15 protein-coding genes and 1 tRNA gene are annotated in these 16,943 nt (G+C 56.0%); 7 read left to right on the top strand and 9 right to left on the bottom strand.

Features of this window, described 5'->3' with window-relative positions:
- The 5 genes from B2344_RS12425 to B2344_RS12405 form a co-directional block, all read right to left on the bottom strand.
- Positions 1–419, bottom strand: a 419-nt coding sequence (locus B2344_RS12425; RefSeq protein WP_290485323.1) for a hypothetical protein, incomplete at its 3' end; no start/stop codon positions are given.
- Between the two features lie 183 nt (positions 420–602).
- Positions 603–1,298: a sugar transferase gene (locus B2344_RS12420; RefSeq protein ID WP_242517320.1), complete on the bottom strand. Its 696-nt coding sequence runs from the start codon at positions 1,296–1,298 to the stop codon at positions 603–605.
- A gap of 365 nt (positions 1,299–1,663) precedes the next feature.
- The gene (locus tag B2344_RS12415; protein WP_206990692.1) at positions 1,664–2,251 is read right to left on the bottom strand and encodes a polysaccharide biosynthesis/export family protein; all 588 of its coding nucleotides are present in this window, start codon (positions 2,249–2,251) and stop codon (positions 1,664–1,666) included.
- Between the two features lie 51 nt (positions 2,252–2,302).
- Complete coding sequence (locus B2344_RS12410; protein ID WP_206990691.1) at positions 2,303–3,226, bottom strand: metallophosphoesterase family protein; 924 nt, start codon at positions 3,224–3,226, stop codon at positions 2,303–2,305.
- A gap of 25 nt (positions 3,227–3,251) precedes the next feature.
- Positions 3,252–4,319 carry a glycosyltransferase family 2 protein gene (locus B2344_RS12405; protein ID WP_242517319.1) on the bottom strand — a complete coding sequence of 356 codons (1,068 nt, stop codon included), beginning with the start codon at positions 4,317–4,319 and terminating at the stop codon, positions 3,252–3,254.
- A gap of 179 nt (positions 4,320–4,498) precedes the next feature.
- Between B2344_RS12405 and B2344_RS12400 the strand changes: the two genes are divergently transcribed.
- The 4 genes from B2344_RS12400 to B2344_RS12385 all read left to right on the top strand — a co-directional run bounded on the left by B2344_RS12400 (position 4,499) and on the right by B2344_RS12385 (position 8,972).
- A complete protein-coding gene (locus tag B2344_RS12400) occupies positions 4,499–4,789 on the top strand; it encodes a putative quinol monooxygenase (protein WP_206990690.1) in 291 nt (96 codons plus the stop codon).
- Between the two features lie 12 nt (positions 4,790–4,801).
- Positions 4,802–6,025 carry an acyl-CoA dehydrogenase family protein gene (locus B2344_RS12395; RefSeq protein WP_206990689.1) on the top strand — a complete coding sequence of 408 codons (1,224 nt, stop codon included), beginning with the start codon at positions 4,802–4,804 and terminating at the stop codon, positions 6,023–6,025.
- Positions 6,026–6,030: 5 nt separating this feature from the next.
- The gene (locus B2344_RS12390) at positions 6,031–7,482 is read left to right on the top strand and encodes an MFS transporter (protein ID WP_290479596.1); all 1,452 of its coding nucleotides are present in this window, start codon (positions 6,031–6,033) and stop codon (positions 7,480–7,482) included.
- A gap of 86 nt (positions 7,483–7,568) precedes the next feature.
- Entirely contained in the window at positions 7,569–8,972 is a 1,404-nt protein-coding gene (locus tag B2344_RS12385) for a Do family serine endopeptidase (protein ID WP_034815804.1), read from the top strand.
- Positions 8,973–8,981: 9 nt separating this feature from the next.
- On the opposite strand, the gene B2344_RS12380 is transcribed toward B2344_RS12385, so the two are convergent.
- The 3 genes from B2344_RS12380 to B2344_RS12370 form a co-directional block, all read right to left on the bottom strand.
- The gene (locus B2344_RS12380; protein WP_290485322.1) at positions 8,982–10,370 is read right to left on the bottom strand and encodes an alkaline phosphatase family protein; all 1,389 of its coding nucleotides are present in this window, start codon (positions 10,368–10,370) and stop codon (positions 8,982–8,984) included.
- A 150-nt stretch (positions 10,371–10,520) separates the two neighbouring features.
- On the bottom strand, positions 10,521–11,786 hold the full coding sequence (locus tag B2344_RS12375; protein WP_290483822.1) for a cytochrome P450: 1,266 nt from the start codon (positions 11,784–11,786) through the stop codon (positions 10,521–10,523).
- A 57-nt stretch (positions 11,787–11,843) separates the two neighbouring features.
- Positions 11,844–12,686: a TauD/TfdA dioxygenase family protein gene (locus B2344_RS12370; protein ID WP_290485321.1), complete on the bottom strand. Its 843-nt coding sequence runs from the start codon at positions 12,684–12,686 to the stop codon at positions 11,844–11,846.
- 59 nt (positions 12,687–12,745) lie between these two features.
- On the opposite strand from B2344_RS12370, the gene B2344_RS12365 reads away from it, so the two are divergent.
- Positions 12,746–14,053 carry a replication-associated recombination protein A gene (locus B2344_RS12365; protein ID WP_206990684.1) on the top strand — a complete coding sequence of 436 codons (1,308 nt, stop codon included), beginning with the start codon at positions 12,746–12,748 and terminating at the stop codon, positions 14,051–14,053.
- 3 nt (positions 14,054–14,056) lie between these two features.
- Complete coding sequence (locus B2344_RS12360) at positions 14,057–14,785, top strand: RluA family pseudouridine synthase (protein ID WP_290483825.1); 729 nt, start codon at positions 14,057–14,059, stop codon at positions 14,783–14,785.
- A gap of 61 nt (positions 14,786–14,846) precedes the next feature.
- Here B2344_RS12360 and sppA read toward each other — a convergent pair whose 3' ends face one another.
- Complete coding sequence (sppA, locus tag B2344_RS12355; RefSeq protein ID WP_290483826.1) at positions 14,847–16,619, bottom strand: signal peptide peptidase SppA; 1,773 nt, start codon at positions 16,617–16,619, stop codon at positions 14,847–14,849.
- A gap of 203 nt (positions 16,620–16,822) precedes the next feature.
- Here sppA and B2344_RS12350 point away from each other — a divergent pair.
- Positions 16,823–16,897: transfer RNA gene (locus B2344_RS12350), tRNA-Gln, on the top strand.
- The last annotated feature ends 46 nt before the right edge of the window (positions 16,898–16,943 follow it).

Below are 16,943 nucleotides of genomic sequence, written 5' to 3'. Positions count from 1 at the left end.
GGTGGAGGCGGAGGAGGTGGCGGTAAGAGCGACGCATCGGTCACGGTGATCGTGTCGATGCGCGCAAATTCGCCAGCATTCTTTGAGCCTTCAATGGAGATGACATCGCCCGTATTCAAATCCAACTGGAAGGCGTGCGTGTCGATGACCCATCCACTGGAGCCACCTGCGCCGGTCCATGTCTCGACCTCGATGCCGTTGACGTAAACGACATATTCCGATGCACCATCGTTTTCGTTGAAGAAGTTGACGGCAAATTCGTAGGTGCCGTCTTCGCCGGTGAAGGCACCTGTCGCGGTGCCAGTGCCGGTCGACTTGATGGTCTGTCCGCCCGAAGCGTTGGAATTGTCCTCGACCAGATAATCACCTGCGAGCGTCAATGTCTCGGCTTCTGTTGTCCCGACTACGATATCGGCCATGATGGTACGCTCTCAACTAAACTGTCTTGATCCGGCTCAAGCATGAATGCTGGCCTATAGTAAATCGGAACCGGTTTGCTTGCCACATCATTCTAGTCTCACGAGACTGGGCAGCGGCCGGGGGGTAAATTGCCATGACTGTTTGAACCGGGTTTTCCAACCTCGACACCTATCGCGTCAGGGTCAACGGGCACCCTTGGAATTCACCACGGCCGGCACGGTAAGCAGAAGAATTTTCACATCGGTCAGAAAGGTTCTGGTGCGCGCGTATTCAACATCCATTGCGACGCGGGTCTCGTAGGATGTGTCGCTGCGGCCACGGACCTGCCAAAGGCCAGTCAGGCCAGGGCGTACCGCGCAATAGTGTTTGTACTGGTCGCCATATTTCGTGATTTCATTTTCGACGATCGGACGCGGCCCAACCAGCGACATGTCGCCCCGGATGACGTTGACCAGTTGTGGGAGTTCGTCGATCGAGCTTTTGCGGATGAACTGGCCGAGTGCCGTAATACGGGGGTCATTGGTCAGTTTTTGCGTTTCGGCCCATTCGCGACGTGCATCCGGATCTGTTGCCAGCAGCTGTTGCAGGCGATCTCCTGCATCCGTCACCATCGAGCGAAGCTTGTAACAAGCAAACTGTTCACCGTCTTTGCCGAGGCGCATTTGCTTGAAAACGGCGGGGCCGCCATCTTGCAGACGGATAAAGATGGCAATTGTCAAAATCAGGGGAGCAGTGAAGAGCAGAATGCAAGATGCCACCACAACGTCGAAGACGCGTTTGGCAATCTGTTCCGCACCCGAAGTATCGGAGCTGTGGCGAAGCGATGCGTACCTAGCCATCTCCACTTCACGTGACTCTTTTGAAAGTCTCAAACCCATTTTACGTCCCCTAGAATCTACTCATCTGCGCCGGGTTTACTGCCTCACCCAGTGCGGACCTTAACGAGCGGTTAACTCGCAAGAGCCGTTGGATGTTTATTTCTTTCAGGGAGGTTTGCAATCTCTGTACCGCGAAATATGAAAATAATTAACGGTCGGAGACAAATTTCGCGCCACAGGGGAAAGTAAAGCGCAAATAATCGAGCAATCTGTACACAAAAATGGCATGTTCGAGGCAATTTTTGCCTCGTGCGTCAGCGGTGATCGATTTTTGGACAGTCGCGTGCCAAGGCGGCACAGTCTGGAATGAAAAAGGCGGCCCTGTTTCAGGGCCGCCTTTTCGTTGATTCGCGTTTTTGTGGTGCCTAGAAGATGCGCTCCCCGATACGGATCGTATCTCCAGGTTTAACGGCCGTATTGGTATCCAGCGTGTAAGTCTCTTCGGATGTGGCGTCAGCGCCTTTGACGAATACAACCTTCTTGTTGGCTCGGTATGTAAAACCGCCTGCCGCAGCGACGGCATTCAGCACCGTCAGACCGGAATTGTAGGGGTATTCTCCCGGAGAGCCGACTTCGCCGAGAATATAGTAAGGGCGGTAGTTGATAACTTCGGCGCTGACGCGGGGATTCAGGATATAATCCCCGTCAAGCGTTTCAACGATTTTGGTTTCCAGTTCTGGAGTTGTCAGACCGATTGCTTCGACCTGGCCAACCAGGGGCAACGAGATCGCTCCGGAGCCATCCACATCAAATTCACCGGAAAGGTCCGGGTGTCCAAACACGGTGACACGCAGCCGGTCTCCATTGCCAAGGATATAGGCCGGAGCCGTACGTTGCTCGTGACTGGTCTCAGGTGCGTCTGATCTCTGAATTGCTGTGCCAGCCTGACAGGCAGACACAATCAGAAAAGCGCCAGCCACCAAGGCTGAGCAGATTGAGCGAAGAGTCATCATGTCCCCATATTCTCCGTTGTTGGCGGCAAACGCCGCTTTGCAAATTGATCCCTAAACAGGACTTGTTTCCAGAAAGCTGACATCGGTCTTGAAAAGTTTCGCTGCTGACAGGCGGCCACTAATAAAGGCGCCCGTATCGAGACCGATGCGACGATTGTCGCGGAACACACCTTCTGCAGGTGTGTGTCCGTGGACCACAATATGTTCGAATTCTTTCGTATCATCCAGGAATTCATCCCGGATCCATAGAAGGTCCCGTGCCGATTGCTGTTCAAGGGGCACGTCAGGGCGCATTCCCGCATGTACAAACAGATAGTCTCCAGCAACATGGTACGATTGAAGGGAGTTGTAGAAATTCAAGTGTTCGTCGGGCAGCCTCTCCCGAAAGCCCGTCCAGACTTTTTCCCAGGCCTTCTGGGCTGCTGTCATGGCTTCGTGGGAGGTTAGACTGGAGCGGGTATTTGGCGGTTGGAAACCATACGAATAAAGGGTTTCGCCGCCGCCGTAGCGGACCCATTGTTTGCCGAAACCAGCATCGCTCAGGAACCGCAGCAATGCTTCTTCATGATTGCCCATCAGGAAAATGGTTCGGAATTCCTTGAGACGATCACCGATCAGGAAGTCGATCACGTCGCGCGATTGCAAACCGCGATCAATATAGTCACCCAGAAATATCAGAGTCCGCTTTGTCCCCGCTGGCAAGGTTTCGGAATCCTGTTCGATTTGCTCTACAAGACGCTCCAAAAGGTCGCAACGCCCATGAATGTCTCCGATCGCGTAGATGCATTCGCCATCCGGAGCGTGACTAATACGCGGCGCGACCGCGACCGGCTCTTGCCGAACGGGTGTCTCAACCTGGTCTGCGGGTGCATTGAAGCCTTGCCGCATGCGCGCACGCAGAGACGTCGTCGAGCGGGTCAATTGAGCCAATCTCGCGATAAACGACTTCTGAATCTGTTGCGTCAGCTTGGGCATGGATGCTCTGCTATTAATGACTCGTTTATAGTGTTTTTTGCCGGAAAACCAAAGGTAGGGCGCGTTTGTCGCTTTTGGGGAGGAAAGTCTCTCGCAAGAAACCTGCCGCCCAGCTCATATGCATGGTTCCCGATGCGAGACCCGCAAACAGACCACATGTCGAGCGCTTCCAGACTGCCACAGCGATTGAGGCAGCCCCCAGCACGCCGACATAGCCGAGTGGCAAGATCAGTGCCGGCCAGAATAGTGGCGATACTACGAGACCGAAAACACTGGCCAGCAAGGCAAGTATCGGGATGGCCTGACGCATTTTAAGGGTATGGCGGTGTTTCCGGGCCGTGCGGGCGCGGCCCTTACCGTAATTGAAGTATTGCCGAGCGAGCGCCTTTACGCTGCCGCGCGGCACATACTGAATGCGAATATCGGCGTCGAGGAATATCCTGCCACCCGCCTGAACCACTCGCTTGTCGTACTCTGCGTCCTCATTGTGGGAAAAGGTCTCATCGTATCCGCCAATCATCTTGAACACGGCGAGATCGAAACCGGCATGGTGCCCGTGGTCGACATAGGCTGATTTGCGACCACCCCGATGAGCCGAGCCGCCCGACCCCAAAGGCGTATCTACAACCCAGGCATTCGCGCGTTCGAAACAGGTTTCCCCCACTGCGTCCATCGGGACAACGACCGAGGCTGCGTGCGTGGTCTCGAGCGCGTCAGCCACGTCAATGATGAAGTTTTTGGGATAGATGGAGTGGGCGTCGCAGCGGATCAGGAATTGTGTCTCCTCGCTGGAATGCTGGTTGGCCGCAAGGTTCAGCGCAGCCGACTGAAGGCGTTTCGGATTGTGAAGCACGCGCAAATTCGGAAACTCACCCTTCAGGCTCTCCACAATCGCCACCGTTTGGTCAGTGCTGCCGCCGTCTGCCACGGTCAGGGGGACATGCTTCAGGCGTTCATCGCCGTCCATCAGCGACCGAATACATGCTTCGATATGCCGTTCTTCATTCAGCGTTGGGATGACCGCCAGCACAGTTTGTGCGGGCGCTTCCCTGACAAGTCGACCTGCGTTTCGTTCCATTACATCGCCAAACATTTGGGTCCCCGAAGTATTTGTTGTCCGTTAGAGAGCAAAAAGCATTCCATTTTTACGATGAGATGACGCAAGTCCGCTGAAAGCGTGATGAATGTGCAAATATTCCCCTCCCTTACGTTAATCTTGCCGTCAGCCCCGAACCTCCTATGGATAGTGTAAACATATAGGAGGAAGCAGACATGATTGGTGTGATCGCGAAATTGACGATTCAGGACGGCAAGAACGAACAGTTCGAACAGGTGGCCAAGGATTTGATGGCAAAAGTGAAGGCCAACGAGCCTGGTTGCCTGACCTACCAACTCTACAAATCCAAGAAAGAGGCTAACACCTACATTTTCATGGAGCAGTATGCGAGTCAGGCTGACTTGGAGTCGCACGGCCAGACCGAGTATTTCAAAGCTGCCGGGCCGGGGCTCGGTGCTTGCCTCGCGGGCGCGCCGGAAATTTCCTACTTTGACAGCATAGACTAGTTCGGGGCGGTTATGGATCTCTCGTTTACCAAGGAAGACCTTGAATTTCAGCAAGAAGTCAGGGACTGGATTGCGGAAGCCTATACGCCTGAACTCCGCGCGAAAAAGGCCATGTCCAAGAATGGCTATCTCGACAAGGAGGGCCAGGTCGAGTGGCAGAAACGACTATACGAAAAAGGCTGGGTCGCGCCGAACTGGCCCGAAAAGTATGGCGGTCCCGGCCTGTCAGGGTCTGAGCGATACATCCTGAACATGGAGCTTTCGGCTGCTGGTACACCTACCGTCAGTCCGATGGGCATTTCCATGGTCGCGCCGGTCTTGATGGAGTTTGGTTCCGAGGAGCAGAAGGAAAAATACCTGCCTCCAATCCTGCGTTCCGATGTGTGGTGGTGTCAGGGCTATTCCGAGCCGGGCGCTGGTTCCGACCTCGCCTCGTTGCAGATGAGCGCCGTAAGGGATGGCGACGATTATGTGCTGAATGGTTCCAAGATCTGGACCACGCATGCCCAATGGGCAGACATGATCTTCTGCCTTGTGCGCACGTCCAAGGAAGGCAAGACGCAGGAAGGGATCAGCTTTATTGTGTTCCCAATGACCCTGCCGGGGATCACAATATCCGCGCTGCCGACGCTGGACGGTCCGCTGGAAGGCCAGCAGGAAATCAACCAGGTCTTCTTCGAGGATGTTCGCGTGCCTGTCGCCGACGCCCTTGTGGGCGAAGAGAATATGGGCTGGACTTATGCCAAGTACCTGCTCCAGTTCGAACGGGGCAATGCTTATGCGCCCGGACTGCGCAACATGTTGCGCAAGGCCCGCAAGATTGCGAGCGTGGAACAGTCAGATGGTGAGGCGTTGATCCGGGATCACGATTTCTCTCGCAAGCTGGCGAACATGGAAATCAAGATCGATAGTCTGGACGCGACCGAGCAGCGGATTTTCTCCGCACTCTCGGCCGGGCAGGCGGTTGGGCCGGAAAGCTCCATGTTGAAGTGCGAAGGCTCCCATACTCAGCAAGCGATCACCGAGCTTGTTCTCGAAGCCACGGGCTCTTATGCCGCTCCGTTCATTCAGGACAGTTTTGCCGTGGCCCGCGCTGGAAAGAATGCCGACCTGCCGATGCCGCAATATGCGGTGCCGGTCGCGCCGAGCTACTTCAATTACCGGAAAGCCTCCATCTACGCTGGTTCGAATGAGATCCAGCGCAACATCATGGCGAAGATGGTTCTTGGTCTTTGACAGACATGGCGGCGTCCTTATCGGTTGCGCGTAAGCCAAGCCTGCTGACCCGCATCGCCTATGGAATTGGCGGTGCGGCCAGCGGCGTGAAGAATAACGGATTCGAGTACTTCCTGTTGCTTTACTACAGTCAGGTACTCGGTATCTCAGCCTCTCTTGTGGCTGGCGCATTGTTCCTGGCGCTTGTGGTCGATGCCGTATCGGACCCCGTCGTCGGCTATTGGTCTGACAATGTGCGCACCCGGTTCGGCCGGCGGCATCCGTTCATGTATGCCGCTATGCTTCCACTGGGCGTTGCTTATTTTCTCGCATGGAATCCACCAGCGGGCTTGGATAGTCACGGACTGTTTTTATGGCTCGTTGTCATAACGATCACGGTGAGGCTGTGTTTCACCTTCTATGAAGTGCCGAGTCTCGCGCTCGCCGCGGAGCTGACGCAGGATTATGACGCAAGAACCAGCCTCATGTCCTTTCGCTACTTCTTTGCGTGGGTCGGGGGACTGGCGATACAGGTCGCCTTGCTGACGATGTTGTTGCGGCCAACTGAAACCGTGAAGATGGGATTCTTCAATCTCGACGGTTGGCATACGTATGGATTGTGGGCAGCGCTCACGATTGTCGGCGCAATCGCGATTTGTGCCGCCGGCACACACAAATACATTCCGTATTTGAAGGCGGCGCCAGCTGCGCGCCAACTCAGTGTGGGCAAGGTATTCGGAGAAATCTTCGAAACGGTTTCAAACCCGTCTTTCCGTGCATTGTTTCTAGCGACACTATTTGGCTTGTTCGCCAGCGGCATCTCTGCAGCCTTGAACCAATACATTAACGGCTTCTTTTGGGAATTCGATACTGATCAGATTGCCGGGCTTACTGCTGGAGTGTTCGTGTCAGCAGCGATCGCGTTGGTGGTCGCGCCCATCATTGGCAAGACGCTGGGCAAGAAGCGCGGCTCAATCATTATCGGCCTTCTGGCATTCACCATCGCACCCGCGCCAGTTCTCGCGCGCTTGCTCGGCTTCATGCCGCCGAATGGCTCCGATACGCTTTACTATCTCGTACTGTTCATCACAGTTTTCGATCTGGCGCTGATCATTGCAACGCAAATGCTCATGGCGGCGATGGTTGCTGACATTGTTGAGGAAAGCGAACTGTCCACGGGGCGTCGTTCGGAAGGGATATTCTTTGCAGGTATCAGCTTCATTCGGAAGCTGTCGCAAGGTGCGGGGATACTGACTGCGGCGGTCGTGTTGTCGATGGCAGATCTGCGTCCCGGTATGCAGCCTGGGGAAGTAGCCGAGACTTCGCTGAATAAACTCGGATGGGGGTATGCAGCCTCGTTGCTCGTGATCTGGATGCTCATGATCCTGTGCATCAGCTTCTATCGAATCAGCCGGGAAAGTCATGAAGCCAATCTCGCGGCGCTCGCTGCGAGAGACGACACAGACCCAACCCCCTGAAAAAACTCACTGATTTGTCATGATTGAAGGAATTGCGTCCCGCTTCGCGCCGCAATAGAGCCATACTCATGGTCCATACAATTCGCATGACAAAACACGTTTCGAAGTTCCTGGCGATTGCCGGGCTTTCGGTTCTGGCTCTGCTTGTCGTGGCGGTCTTGCCACTTTTTGCACACGCCCAACGGTTACCCCAATCGCAAACCGAGATTGATCTCAGCTTTGCGCCGCTGGTCAGGGAAGCTTCGCCCGCTGTGGTAAACGTTTTCACCGAGCGCATGGTCGCCAACCGGGTCTCACCCATGGAACAATTGTTCTTCGGTGATGCGATCCCGAAACAGCGCCGTCAGAATTCGTTGGGATCCGGCGTGATCGTGGGTTCAGATGGTGTGATCGTAACCAACAATCACGTCATAGATGGTGCGGACACGTTTCGGGTCGTCTTGAGTGATCGCCGGGAGTATCCGGCCGAACTTGTGCTTGCGGACGAGCGGACAGATCTGGCTGTCCTCAAAATCGACACTGAAGGCGCTGTGCTGCCCACTCTACCATACGCGGATACCCGGGCAGCCCAAGTCGGCGACCTTGTGCTGGCGATCGGCAACCCATTCGGGGTTGGTCAAACGGTGACCAGCGGCATCATCTCAGCAACGGCCCGCACGGATGTGGGCATTTCCGACTACGCCTTCTTTCTTCAGACGGATGCTGCGGTGAACCCTGGCAATTCCGGCGGGGCGCTTGTGAACACGAAGGGGGAGTTAGTCGGTGTGAACACTGCAATCTTCTCCCGATCCGGTGGGTCCAATGGTATCGGTTTTGCCATCCCGGCTGAGATGGTGAAGCGCGTTGTCGACGCCGGCATGAATGAAGGCACTTTCGTCCGTCCATGGCTGGGACTCGCCGCGCAGTCTGTGAGCTACGACATCGCCAAGGCGCAAGGACTGGATCGCCCTGTCGGAGTCATGGTGACGGAAGTTTACGATGATGGCCCAGCGGACAATTCCGGTCTGCGTCGAGGCGATCTCGTGACCGCCATCGATGGGCGGGAAGTGTTTGACGAAAAGGGCCTGAAGTTTCTGGCCGCTGTTCGTAGCCCCGGCGACGAAGCGATACTGACCGTGCTGCGGGGGGGGAAGACGCAGAACATCGGAGTCACGGTCGAGCCGCCACCCGGCGCTCGCGAAGCGGATATTGTACTTCTAGATGGCCGAACGGCTTTTTCGGGTGCGCGAGTTGTAGAGCTGTCTCCCCGGCTCGCCGAGGAGAACGGGCTCGACCCGTTCCAGAAGGGATCCGGAATCTATGTACATTCAGTGATGCGGCGTTCGATTGCCCGGAATTTCTTCCGACCAGGGGATATCGTCCGCTCGGTGAATGGTGCGCAGACAAAGACCGTAGACGAGCTCAAATCTGCGCTCGCAAAGGATGCGAGCAGCTGGGATATTGAGATCGAACGGAATGGTCGTGTGGTGAGAGGAACGGTCCGGCTCTAGGCGGCCTGGCTATTCCGCGGCAACTTGCGATGCAGCGCTCGCGGACCCCTCGAACATGTCCATCATGATGCCATAGGCATCCTCAAGCGGTAGCCTGTCGGCATGACGGATGGCGCTTCCATCGGCGGTTTGCACCCAGAAAGCCCCATCGCGGCTGTGCTGGGAATTGTTGACCTGACCAACCAGCATGAAGAGTTCGTCAAAGGCTTTACGCTCACCGGTTTTGGCGTTGGTTATCTCGAAACCTGGGTCAGTCTTTGAAATCAGCCCGGACCAGAACATGATCCGGTTGGCTGCTCGCCGCCATTCCATGATCGTTTTGCCATTCGACTGTAGGGCGTCGAGCGTTGCTTCTGCTTCAGCTGCCTCTTCCTCGGAGGCGAACGTTGCCCAAGCCTGATGGGTCATGACCGGTTCGAAGCTGACCGGTTGCGGGCCACCCGCCCAAGCAAACAGGTCTTTGAAATTGTGGGGGCGATAGACAAATTTCCCACCAATATGTTCGTAGCGTGTGTTTGCTTCCTGGCTGAGCGCAGTGGCCAGGACGATCCGGCCAGTCGGCCCGACCATGTCGAACGCCTTGCCGATAATCACATCCATGTGACGATACGAATCCTCGATCGCGTTGCCGTAATTGAGCATTTCCTCGTCAGAAGGTTTCACCTGGTAGACGTCCGGTTGCATATGCCGCCAATACCGGTGCTGGAGATAGGCGGTGGAATTGGCGAAATATGTCGCGAATTGCGGTCGGCGCTTCGACCATGTGTTTGCAAACACGTCCCACATCAGCAGATCGAGCACGAGCGCGCGTCGCCATTTGCGGTCGGCGGAAGATGTCTTCTCACCAGCGATCTGGTTCATCGCCTTCGTGATCGTCTGGAGTGAAAGGCCGTGGCCCAGCATGAATTTCACAAAATTGAGCGCGTCAGCACGGGTGGGTTTGGCATTCGGATTGGTGTGTTCAGCCACATGGAAGCTGATGAATTTGTGAAAGGCTTCATAGGCCGGATCGCTTGGGCGCACGCCCGCAGACCAGGGGTCAGGAACGAGGAACACTGTGTCCTTGTGGGCCGTGTCGGCATTCATCGACCCGAAAACGATGCTGTCGATGCCGTCTTCTGCCAGCGCGTCCCAAATGCGGGGCGTCTTGATCAGGTGCCCTTCGTCGAGTTCTGTAGCGCCGTGTACGTGTTCCGTCTGCCCCGTGTGGAAAGTAGGCCATTGTACCCAAGGCTCCAAAGTCGGGTCGTCGGTATGGGTAACATAGACGTCTGAACTCTTGTGGAGCTTACGGAAGTTCGGAAGCTCGCCATCATCCATCATGCGATCAATGATGGGGGGGCAGAGTTCATTCAGTTCCAGAACCAGAACCGGTCCGTTTTTCGGATTTGAAAACATGACAAATATACCCTTGGAAACCCACGCATTCTGCGCCTTTGCCGATCTTAATGCATGAATTGCGCCACGAGTCGATTACCCGTACCGACGGTATTTGAACTCCGGGGCGCAAGGCATGTTTGTAGGGCATTCCGGCCAAAACCTGAGCGTTTAGCTGTCTTTTCTCGCGTGAAGAATAACCGGAAGTTTCTCATAGCCGAGCACAAAATTGGAGAGGACCCGCGTGGGTTCGCCCGTTACTTCGACCCGCTCGAACCGGTTCATGATTTCTTCCCACAGAATGCGCAATTGCATCTCCGCAACGCGATTCCCCATGCAGCGATGGATGCCGAAACCAAAAGACAGGTGTCGCCGCGCATTGTCTCGGTCGATGCGGAAATCATCGGGATCATCGATGACATCTTCATCGCGATTGCCTGACGCATACCACATGACGACCTTGTCGCCCTTGCGTATCTTCTGGCCGCCAAGTTCAGTGTCTTCGGTTGCAATGCGTCGCATGTGTGCCAACGGCGTCTGGTACCGGATGATTTCCGAAACCATATTCGGGATCAGGGACGGATCGGCTCGAAGCTTGTCGTACTCGTCAGGAAACTGGTTCAGGAAATAGACGCCGCCAGAAATGGAATTCCGGGTCGTGTCGTTTCCACCGACGATGAGCAACATCAAATTGCCGAGCAGCTCAATCGGATTGTCGACCATGTTCTTTGTGTCTTCGCTATGGGCGAGCAGCGATATGAAATCGAATTTGCGCGGCTGTGCCGCCCGTTCGCGCCAGAGCTCGGTGAAATAGGCTACGCATTCATTCAAATGCTTCATGCGCCACTCCATGTCGGTGCCGACAATGCCGACCGCATCGCTTGTTGTGGCAACATCCGACCAGAATGGCAGCTTGTGGCGGTCCTCGAAGGGAAAGTCGAACAATGTCGCCAGCATTTGGGTGGTCAGTTCGATTGACACTTTTTCTACCCAGTCGAATTCCTTGCCAACAGGAAGGCTATCCAGGATCGTGCACACACGTTGGCGGATCAGGTCTTCGAGTTCTGAGAGCTGGGTCGGTGCGACAGCTGGCTGGGCCACCTTGCGCTGGATGTCATGAATTGGCGGGTCCATAGCGATAAACATGGGCGGCTGGAAATTATCGCTCGGGTCGCCAATCACGATGCTGGGTTCAGACGAAAACGTCTTGTGATTCGAATCGACCGCGATGATGTCATGATACTTCGTGACGGACCAATACGCGCCGACAGAGCTTTCCGGGCAATAATGGACTGGCGCTTCCTTGCGCAGTCGCCGGAAATACTCCCCCTGCTTATTGTTCAGGAATATCTCTGCCTTTGAGACATCAAAGGTTTCGAGCGGCAGGCTCCAGGGATCTGGAATTGTGCCTTCCGCCTCATACTCTGTATCGGCCATGCTTTCCTCCCGGTTTTTCTTTTCACAGTACGTGCGAAACCGGCAGTGGGCTAGCTATCAGGCCGCGCCAATTGTTGTGCGGTGCAACAGACGCGCATGTCCTGGATAGCCCCCGGTTGCCATATGCAACAGGCAGCGATTGTCCCACATCACCAGCATGTTTTCCTGCCAGACATGCCGATACTGAAATTCCGGTCGGGTTTGCCAGCGATACAGTTCAGCGAGCAATTCCCAACCTTCGTCGGGCGCCATGCCCTCGAACCCTGTAATATAGCCCGCCGTGCCAAAGACGCTCTCTCGACCTGTTTCAGGATGCTCTCTAATAATATCGTGTATTTGAGACGCCTGTGCCTCAGTGGATGCGATGATGGTCATGCTGCGCCCGCTCGCTTTGTCTGCCTCTCCATACATGCCGTCTGGGGCGTAAGCGTTCTTGGCGGAATGAATGGCTTTCTTGCCGTCCAGCCTTTCACGCAGTTCCGTAGGCATCTGCTCCAGCGCCAGATATTGATTGGCGAATAGCGTGTCGCCACCCCGCGGCGGAATGGTAATGCCGAACAAACAGGTGCCGCTTGGCGGAGCGGCCTGAAAGCTCCAATCAGTGTGCCAGCTTTCTGCGAAGATCGGTGCCGTTTCGTCGGCCGCGCGCTGAACCGCGATTATGTGCTGATGACCGGGGATCGATGCAATGAATGGGTCCTCTCCAAAGGGACCAAAATACAATGTGAAGCGTTCCAGGTCTGCGTCGCTCATTGATTGGTCCGGAAAGGAGAGAACCTGATGTTCAAGCCACGCCGCGCGAATACCTGCAACGATCTCGGCAGGCAGGGGAGCAGACAGGTCAACGCCGCGAATCTCAGCGCCGCATGCCTGCCCGGATGGTGTGATCTCGAGTGTCATTTTGTGTCTCCTCCACTTGGCACCTTATCACGCTCTGCAATCGCGCCTAGAACGGGCTCATGAACGACCTATTCTCTGCCTCGGGCCTTTCGGAAGGTGCGCCTCAGCCGCTGGCTGACAGATTGCGTCCGCAAACCTTGTCCGACGTGGTCGGGCAGGATCACCTGCTTGGGCCTGACGGACCCTTGCGGCGCATGCTGGAGGCTGGCCGGTTATCGTCCATCATATTCTGGGGGCCACCTGGCGTCGGCAAGACGACCATTGCGCGGTTGCTCGCCAGCGAAACTGATTTGGAATTCGAGGCAATCAGCGCCATTTTTTCCGGCGTGAAAGATCTGCGGGCCGCCTTTGAGCGCGCGGAAGCACGGCGTTCGACCGGGAAGGGAACCTTGCTGTTCGTTGACGAAATTCACAGGTTCAACAAAGCCCAGCAGGACGGCTTCCTACCTTTTGTCGAAGGGGGCGTCGTGACATTGGTCGGGGCGACCACCGAGAATCCGAGCTTTGAAATCAATGGTGCGCTCCTGTCGCGCTGTCAGGTCATGGTGCTCAAACGCCTGGACGAGAAAGGTCTCAGTCTCTTGATTGATCGCGCCGAGGCCATGGAGGAGCAGAAGCTTCCGGTGGAGCCTGCAGCGCGCGACGCGCTAATCGATATGGCCGATGGCGACGGGCGATACCTGCTGAACCTCGTGGAACAAGTCTATACTTTTGCCGGTAAGGGCGAGCCGCTGACGGTCGCGGCAATGTCGGCCGCGCTTCAGAAGCGTGCGCCGGCCTATGACAAGTCCGGCGAGGGACACTACAATCTTATCTCTGCGCTTCACAAATCTGTGCGCGGATCAGATCCAGATGCCGCGATGTACTGGTTTGCACGCATGCTGGAAGGTGGCGAAGATCCGCGTTTCCTTGCGCGCCGTCTGGTCGTGATGGCCAGCGAGGATATCGGACTTGCTGATCCGACTGCCATGATGGTGGCTGGTGAGGCGGCGCGTGCATTCGAGCGTCTGGGTGAGCCGGAGGGATTAATCCCCTTGGCGCATTGCGTGGTGCACCTCGCCACAGCGCCGAAGTCTAATGCAGCCTATATGGCGCTGAAGAAGGCGCGCGCCGCCGCCAGAGAGACCGGAAGCCTCATGCCACCCAAGGCCATTTTGAATGCGCCGACTAGCATGATGAAGGATCAGGGATATGGCGATGGCTATATTTATGATCATGATACGGAAGAGGGTGTCTCCGGACAGAATTACTTCCCGGATGAAATGCCCCGGCCGGTTTTCTATGAACCAAAAGGCCATGGGCGCGAACGAGCCGTGATGGAACGCATGAGGTTTGTTGCAGAAATCAGGGATCGAAATCGTCGATAGCCCATGAAGAACCGGTCGCTCCCCAATATCAGCGTTGAAGATCGAGCATATGCTGAGAGCCTCGTCATATTCGAGGACAGTCAGGTAATTGTGTTCGACAAGCCATCGGGTCTGGCAGTTCAGGGCGGGGGTGGCATCTCCCGATCACTTGATGACCTGCTCATCGCGTTTGCCAAATCGAATGGGAAGAAGCCGCGGCTCGTGCACCGTCTTGATCGGGGAACTTCGGGCGTGGTCATTGTTGCGCGAACCAAGCCGGCTGCTGCATTTCTTTCTGAAGAGTTTGCCGCTCGCCAAGCCACGAAAACGTATCTGGCCATTGTATCTGGGAAACTGCCCGTTGATGTCGAAGGGGTGTTTGACCAGCCTTTGGTGAAGGTCGAGGAGGGGGGGCGTCCTCGCATGCTGATTGCTAAAGCTGAGCGAAAGGGTGCTCAAAAGGCGCTGACGGGCTGGCGCATCCGGGCTCGCCACGGCGATTACGCGCTATTCGAATTGAAACCTGAAACGGGCCGGATGCACCAGATCCGTGCACACTTGCTGGGCGCGGGATGTCCGATCCTTGGCGACCACTTGTACGGAACAGGCGCGCAGTCAGCGGAGCGTCTGATGCTGCATGCGCAGTCGCTCGAGATTGGGCTTCCGGATGGAACAAGAAAATTATTCTCTGCGCCGCCGCCCGAAAGTTTCGTGAAAATGGCGATGCAGATAGGACTGAGTCTTCCTGATTAGCTGGCCACGAAAAAGGCCCTCCGTTTCCGAAGGGCCTTGCTCATTTTAAATGGTCGTCGCGTTACCTCTCGCGGAAGCGCGGTATAACAGCCTGCGTCTGACCGGAGTTCACCGCTTCTGCTGCGGCGAGCTGCTCTAGCAAGGACTGAACGTTCTTGTCGTCGGCAAGGCGGTTCAGCATGATCGCGGCTTCGGCACCTTCAGCCGACACGCCGAACAGGCTTTCAAGGGCTTCAAGCCCTGTCGGACGATGAGGGTAATAGACGAGGCGCGGTGTGACGTCAGCTTCGATGTCAGCGAGCTCTTTGGCTTTTTCGATGGCGTCGATGAACGTGCCCAACTCATCAACCAGGCCCACTTCAAGCGCATCTTCGCCGCTCCAAATTCGACCACGGGCAACTTCGTGCACTTCATCATACGTCATGCCACGACCGTCGGCGACGATGCCGAGGAACCGATCATAGCCGCGTTTCAGCATGTCCTTGACGGCGGCTTCCTGAGTTTCGGTGAACGTGTCAGCTCCGTAGGCATCCGCAAACTCACCTCCGACACTCACGCGGTCAAAGGTGATTCCAAGTTTGTTCAGTCCGCCCTCGATTGCGAACTTGCCACCATAAATGCCGATCGAGCCGGTGATGGTTGCACGATTGGCAATGATGTAGTCGGCCCCTGCGGACACATAGTATCCGCCGGAAGCAGCAAGCGAGCCCATTGATACGATCACAGGCTTCCCATCAGCCTGAACCCGCTCAATGGCATTCCAGATCTGGTCCGCTGCGACGGGGGATCCCCCTGGGCTGTCGACACGGAAGACGATGGCTTTGATCTTTTCATTCTTGCCAGCGTCGAGGATGGCTCGAGCGATATTGTCCGAAGCAAAACCGGGCGGGGAGGAGAAGGGCGAGTTGCCATCTCCGCCGCCTGTGACAACAGCGCCTTCACCACCAACGATGGCGATTTGTGGTGCCCGCAAGCTCGGGGCGGGTGCTGCATAATAGGCAAGGTCGACGAGTTCAGCATCATCGCCCGCTTTTTCCAGGGCGGCTTCGGAGGCTTGTTCCGGATAGCCTGTCTTATCCAGCAGCTTCAGTTCGATGGCTTTCTCCGCTGGGATTGGTCCGCTCTCAAGAGCCGTTCGGACACTGGCAGCATTCAGTGCGCGGTCTGCTGCGATGTCGCCCAAGGCGACGGTCCAGACCGACTCAGCCAGAGTGGCCAGCGCAAGCTTGTGCGGCTCGGTATACTCGGTCTTGTTGTAGGAGTTCGGGGCGTTCTTGTATTCGTAGAACGGATAGATTTCAGGTGTCACGCCGATCTTGTCGAACAGCCCCTTGAAGAACTCCGTTTCGAACGTCAGCCCAGGGACGACCAGGTCGGAACCCGGTTGCATCCAGATTTCATCGGCTGCGGAGATCGACCAATAGGCCGACGGACCGCTGACGCCCAGGGTGCCCTGTGAGTGGGCGATGACGAACTTGCCCTGATCGCGAAAACTCTGGATCGCCTGGCGCAACTCTTCGGCGCGTGCGCTGCCAGTCCCGATGAATGCACCTCGGATGAACAGACCTTTTACATGATCATCGGTTTCGGCCGCTTTCAACTTGGTCAGCAGATCGATGAAACCGGGCGTACCGGACAAGGCAGCAAAACCGCCTGTTGGCGCCTGGTCGGAAATTTCCGAGTTCAGGTCGAGGGACAGGACAACTGCGTCCGGGCGCTCAGGTTTTGAGCTTGATGCCCCAACAATGAGCAACATAAGAAAAGAAAACATCAGGAAGATGAAAATGAACATGGCGGCAAGAGCGCCTGCCATGGAAAGGAAAAAGGTCTTCATGTATGAACGGTCTCCATGCACACGGTCTGGGAGTCGTGTCTTTCTGTAAAACGATATTGCCGATTATCGATAAAAAGTAAAGGCGAGCATTTCAGCACCTGTGAAATTATCGCCGATCATCGCGTTCCCTGCACAAATCCGCTGCTAAGGATGAGATCGGGTGTTGCCAGCAACGGCAAGAGTGGCTATCTCGGCGCCTTCATTGGGGTGTCGCCAAGTGGTAAGGCACCGGTTTTTGGTATCGGCATTCCCAGGTTCGAATCCTGGCACCCCAGCCATCGTCTTCCAGATCGCCGACCATGCGGGAAGACAACGCGAGACAAA

The sequence above is a fragment of the Hyphomonas sp. UBA3195 genome, from assembly GCF_002366485.1.
Lineage (GTDB): Bacteria > Pseudomonadota > Alphaproteobacteria > Caulobacterales > Hyphomonadaceae > Hyphomonas.
Note: the sequence above shows the minus strand (reverse complement) of the source record. Positions and strands in the feature narration are given on the sequence as shown.

Bases quoted from the DNA above. Each gene is read 5' to 3' on its own strand.
- B2344_RS12385 (WP_034815804.1), top strand. From the start codon at position 7,569: ATGACAAAACACGTTTCGAAGTTCCTGGCGATTGCCGGGCTTTCGGTT.
- B2344_RS12365 (WP_206990684.1), top strand. From the start codon at position 12,746: ATGAACGACCTATTCTCTGCCTCGGGCCTTTCGGAAGGTGCGCCTCAG.
- B2344_RS12405 (WP_242517319.1), bottom strand. From the start codon at position 4,319: ATGTTTGGCGATGTAATGGAACGAAACGCAGGTCGACTTGTCAGGGAA.
- B2344_RS12400 (WP_206990690.1), top strand. From the start codon at position 4,499: ATGATTGGTGTGATCGCGAAATTGACGATTCAGGACGGCAAGAACGAA.
- B2344_RS12370 (WP_290485321.1), bottom strand. From the start codon at position 12,686: ATGACACTCGAGATCACACCATCCGGGCAGGCATGCGGCGCTGAGATT.
- B2344_RS12415 (WP_206990692.1), bottom strand. From the start codon at position 2,251: ATGATGACTCTTCGCTCAATCTGCTCAGCCTTGGTGGCTGGCGCTTTT.
- B2344_RS12375 (WP_290483822.1), bottom strand. From the start codon at position 11,786: ATGGCCGATACAGAGTATGAGGCGGAAGGCACAATTCCAGATCCCTGG.
- B2344_RS12380 (WP_290485322.1), bottom strand. From the start codon at position 10,370: ATGTTTTCAAATCCGAAAAACGGACCGGTTCTGGTTCTGGAACTGAAT.
- B2344_RS12360 (WP_290483825.1), top strand. From the start codon at position 14,057: ATGAAGAACCGGTCGCTCCCCAATATCAGCGTTGAAGATCGAGCATAT.
- sppA (WP_290483826.1), bottom strand. From the start codon at position 16,619: ATGAAGACCTTTTTCCTTTCCATGGCAGGCGCTCTTGCCGCCATGTTC.
- B2344_RS12390 (WP_290479596.1), top strand. From the start codon at position 6,031: ATGGCGGCGTCCTTATCGGTTGCGCGTAAGCCAAGCCTGCTGACCCGC.
- B2344_RS12410 (WP_206990691.1), bottom strand. From the start codon at position 3,226: ATGCCCAAGCTGACGCAACAGATTCAGAAGTCGTTTATCGCGAGATTG.
- B2344_RS12395 (WP_206990689.1), top strand. From the start codon at position 4,802: ATGGATCTCTCGTTTACCAAGGAAGACCTTGAATTTCAGCAAGAAGTC.
- B2344_RS12420 (WP_242517320.1), bottom strand. From the start codon at position 1,298: ATGGGTTTGAGACTTTCAAAAGAGTCACGTGAAGTGGAGATGGCTAGG.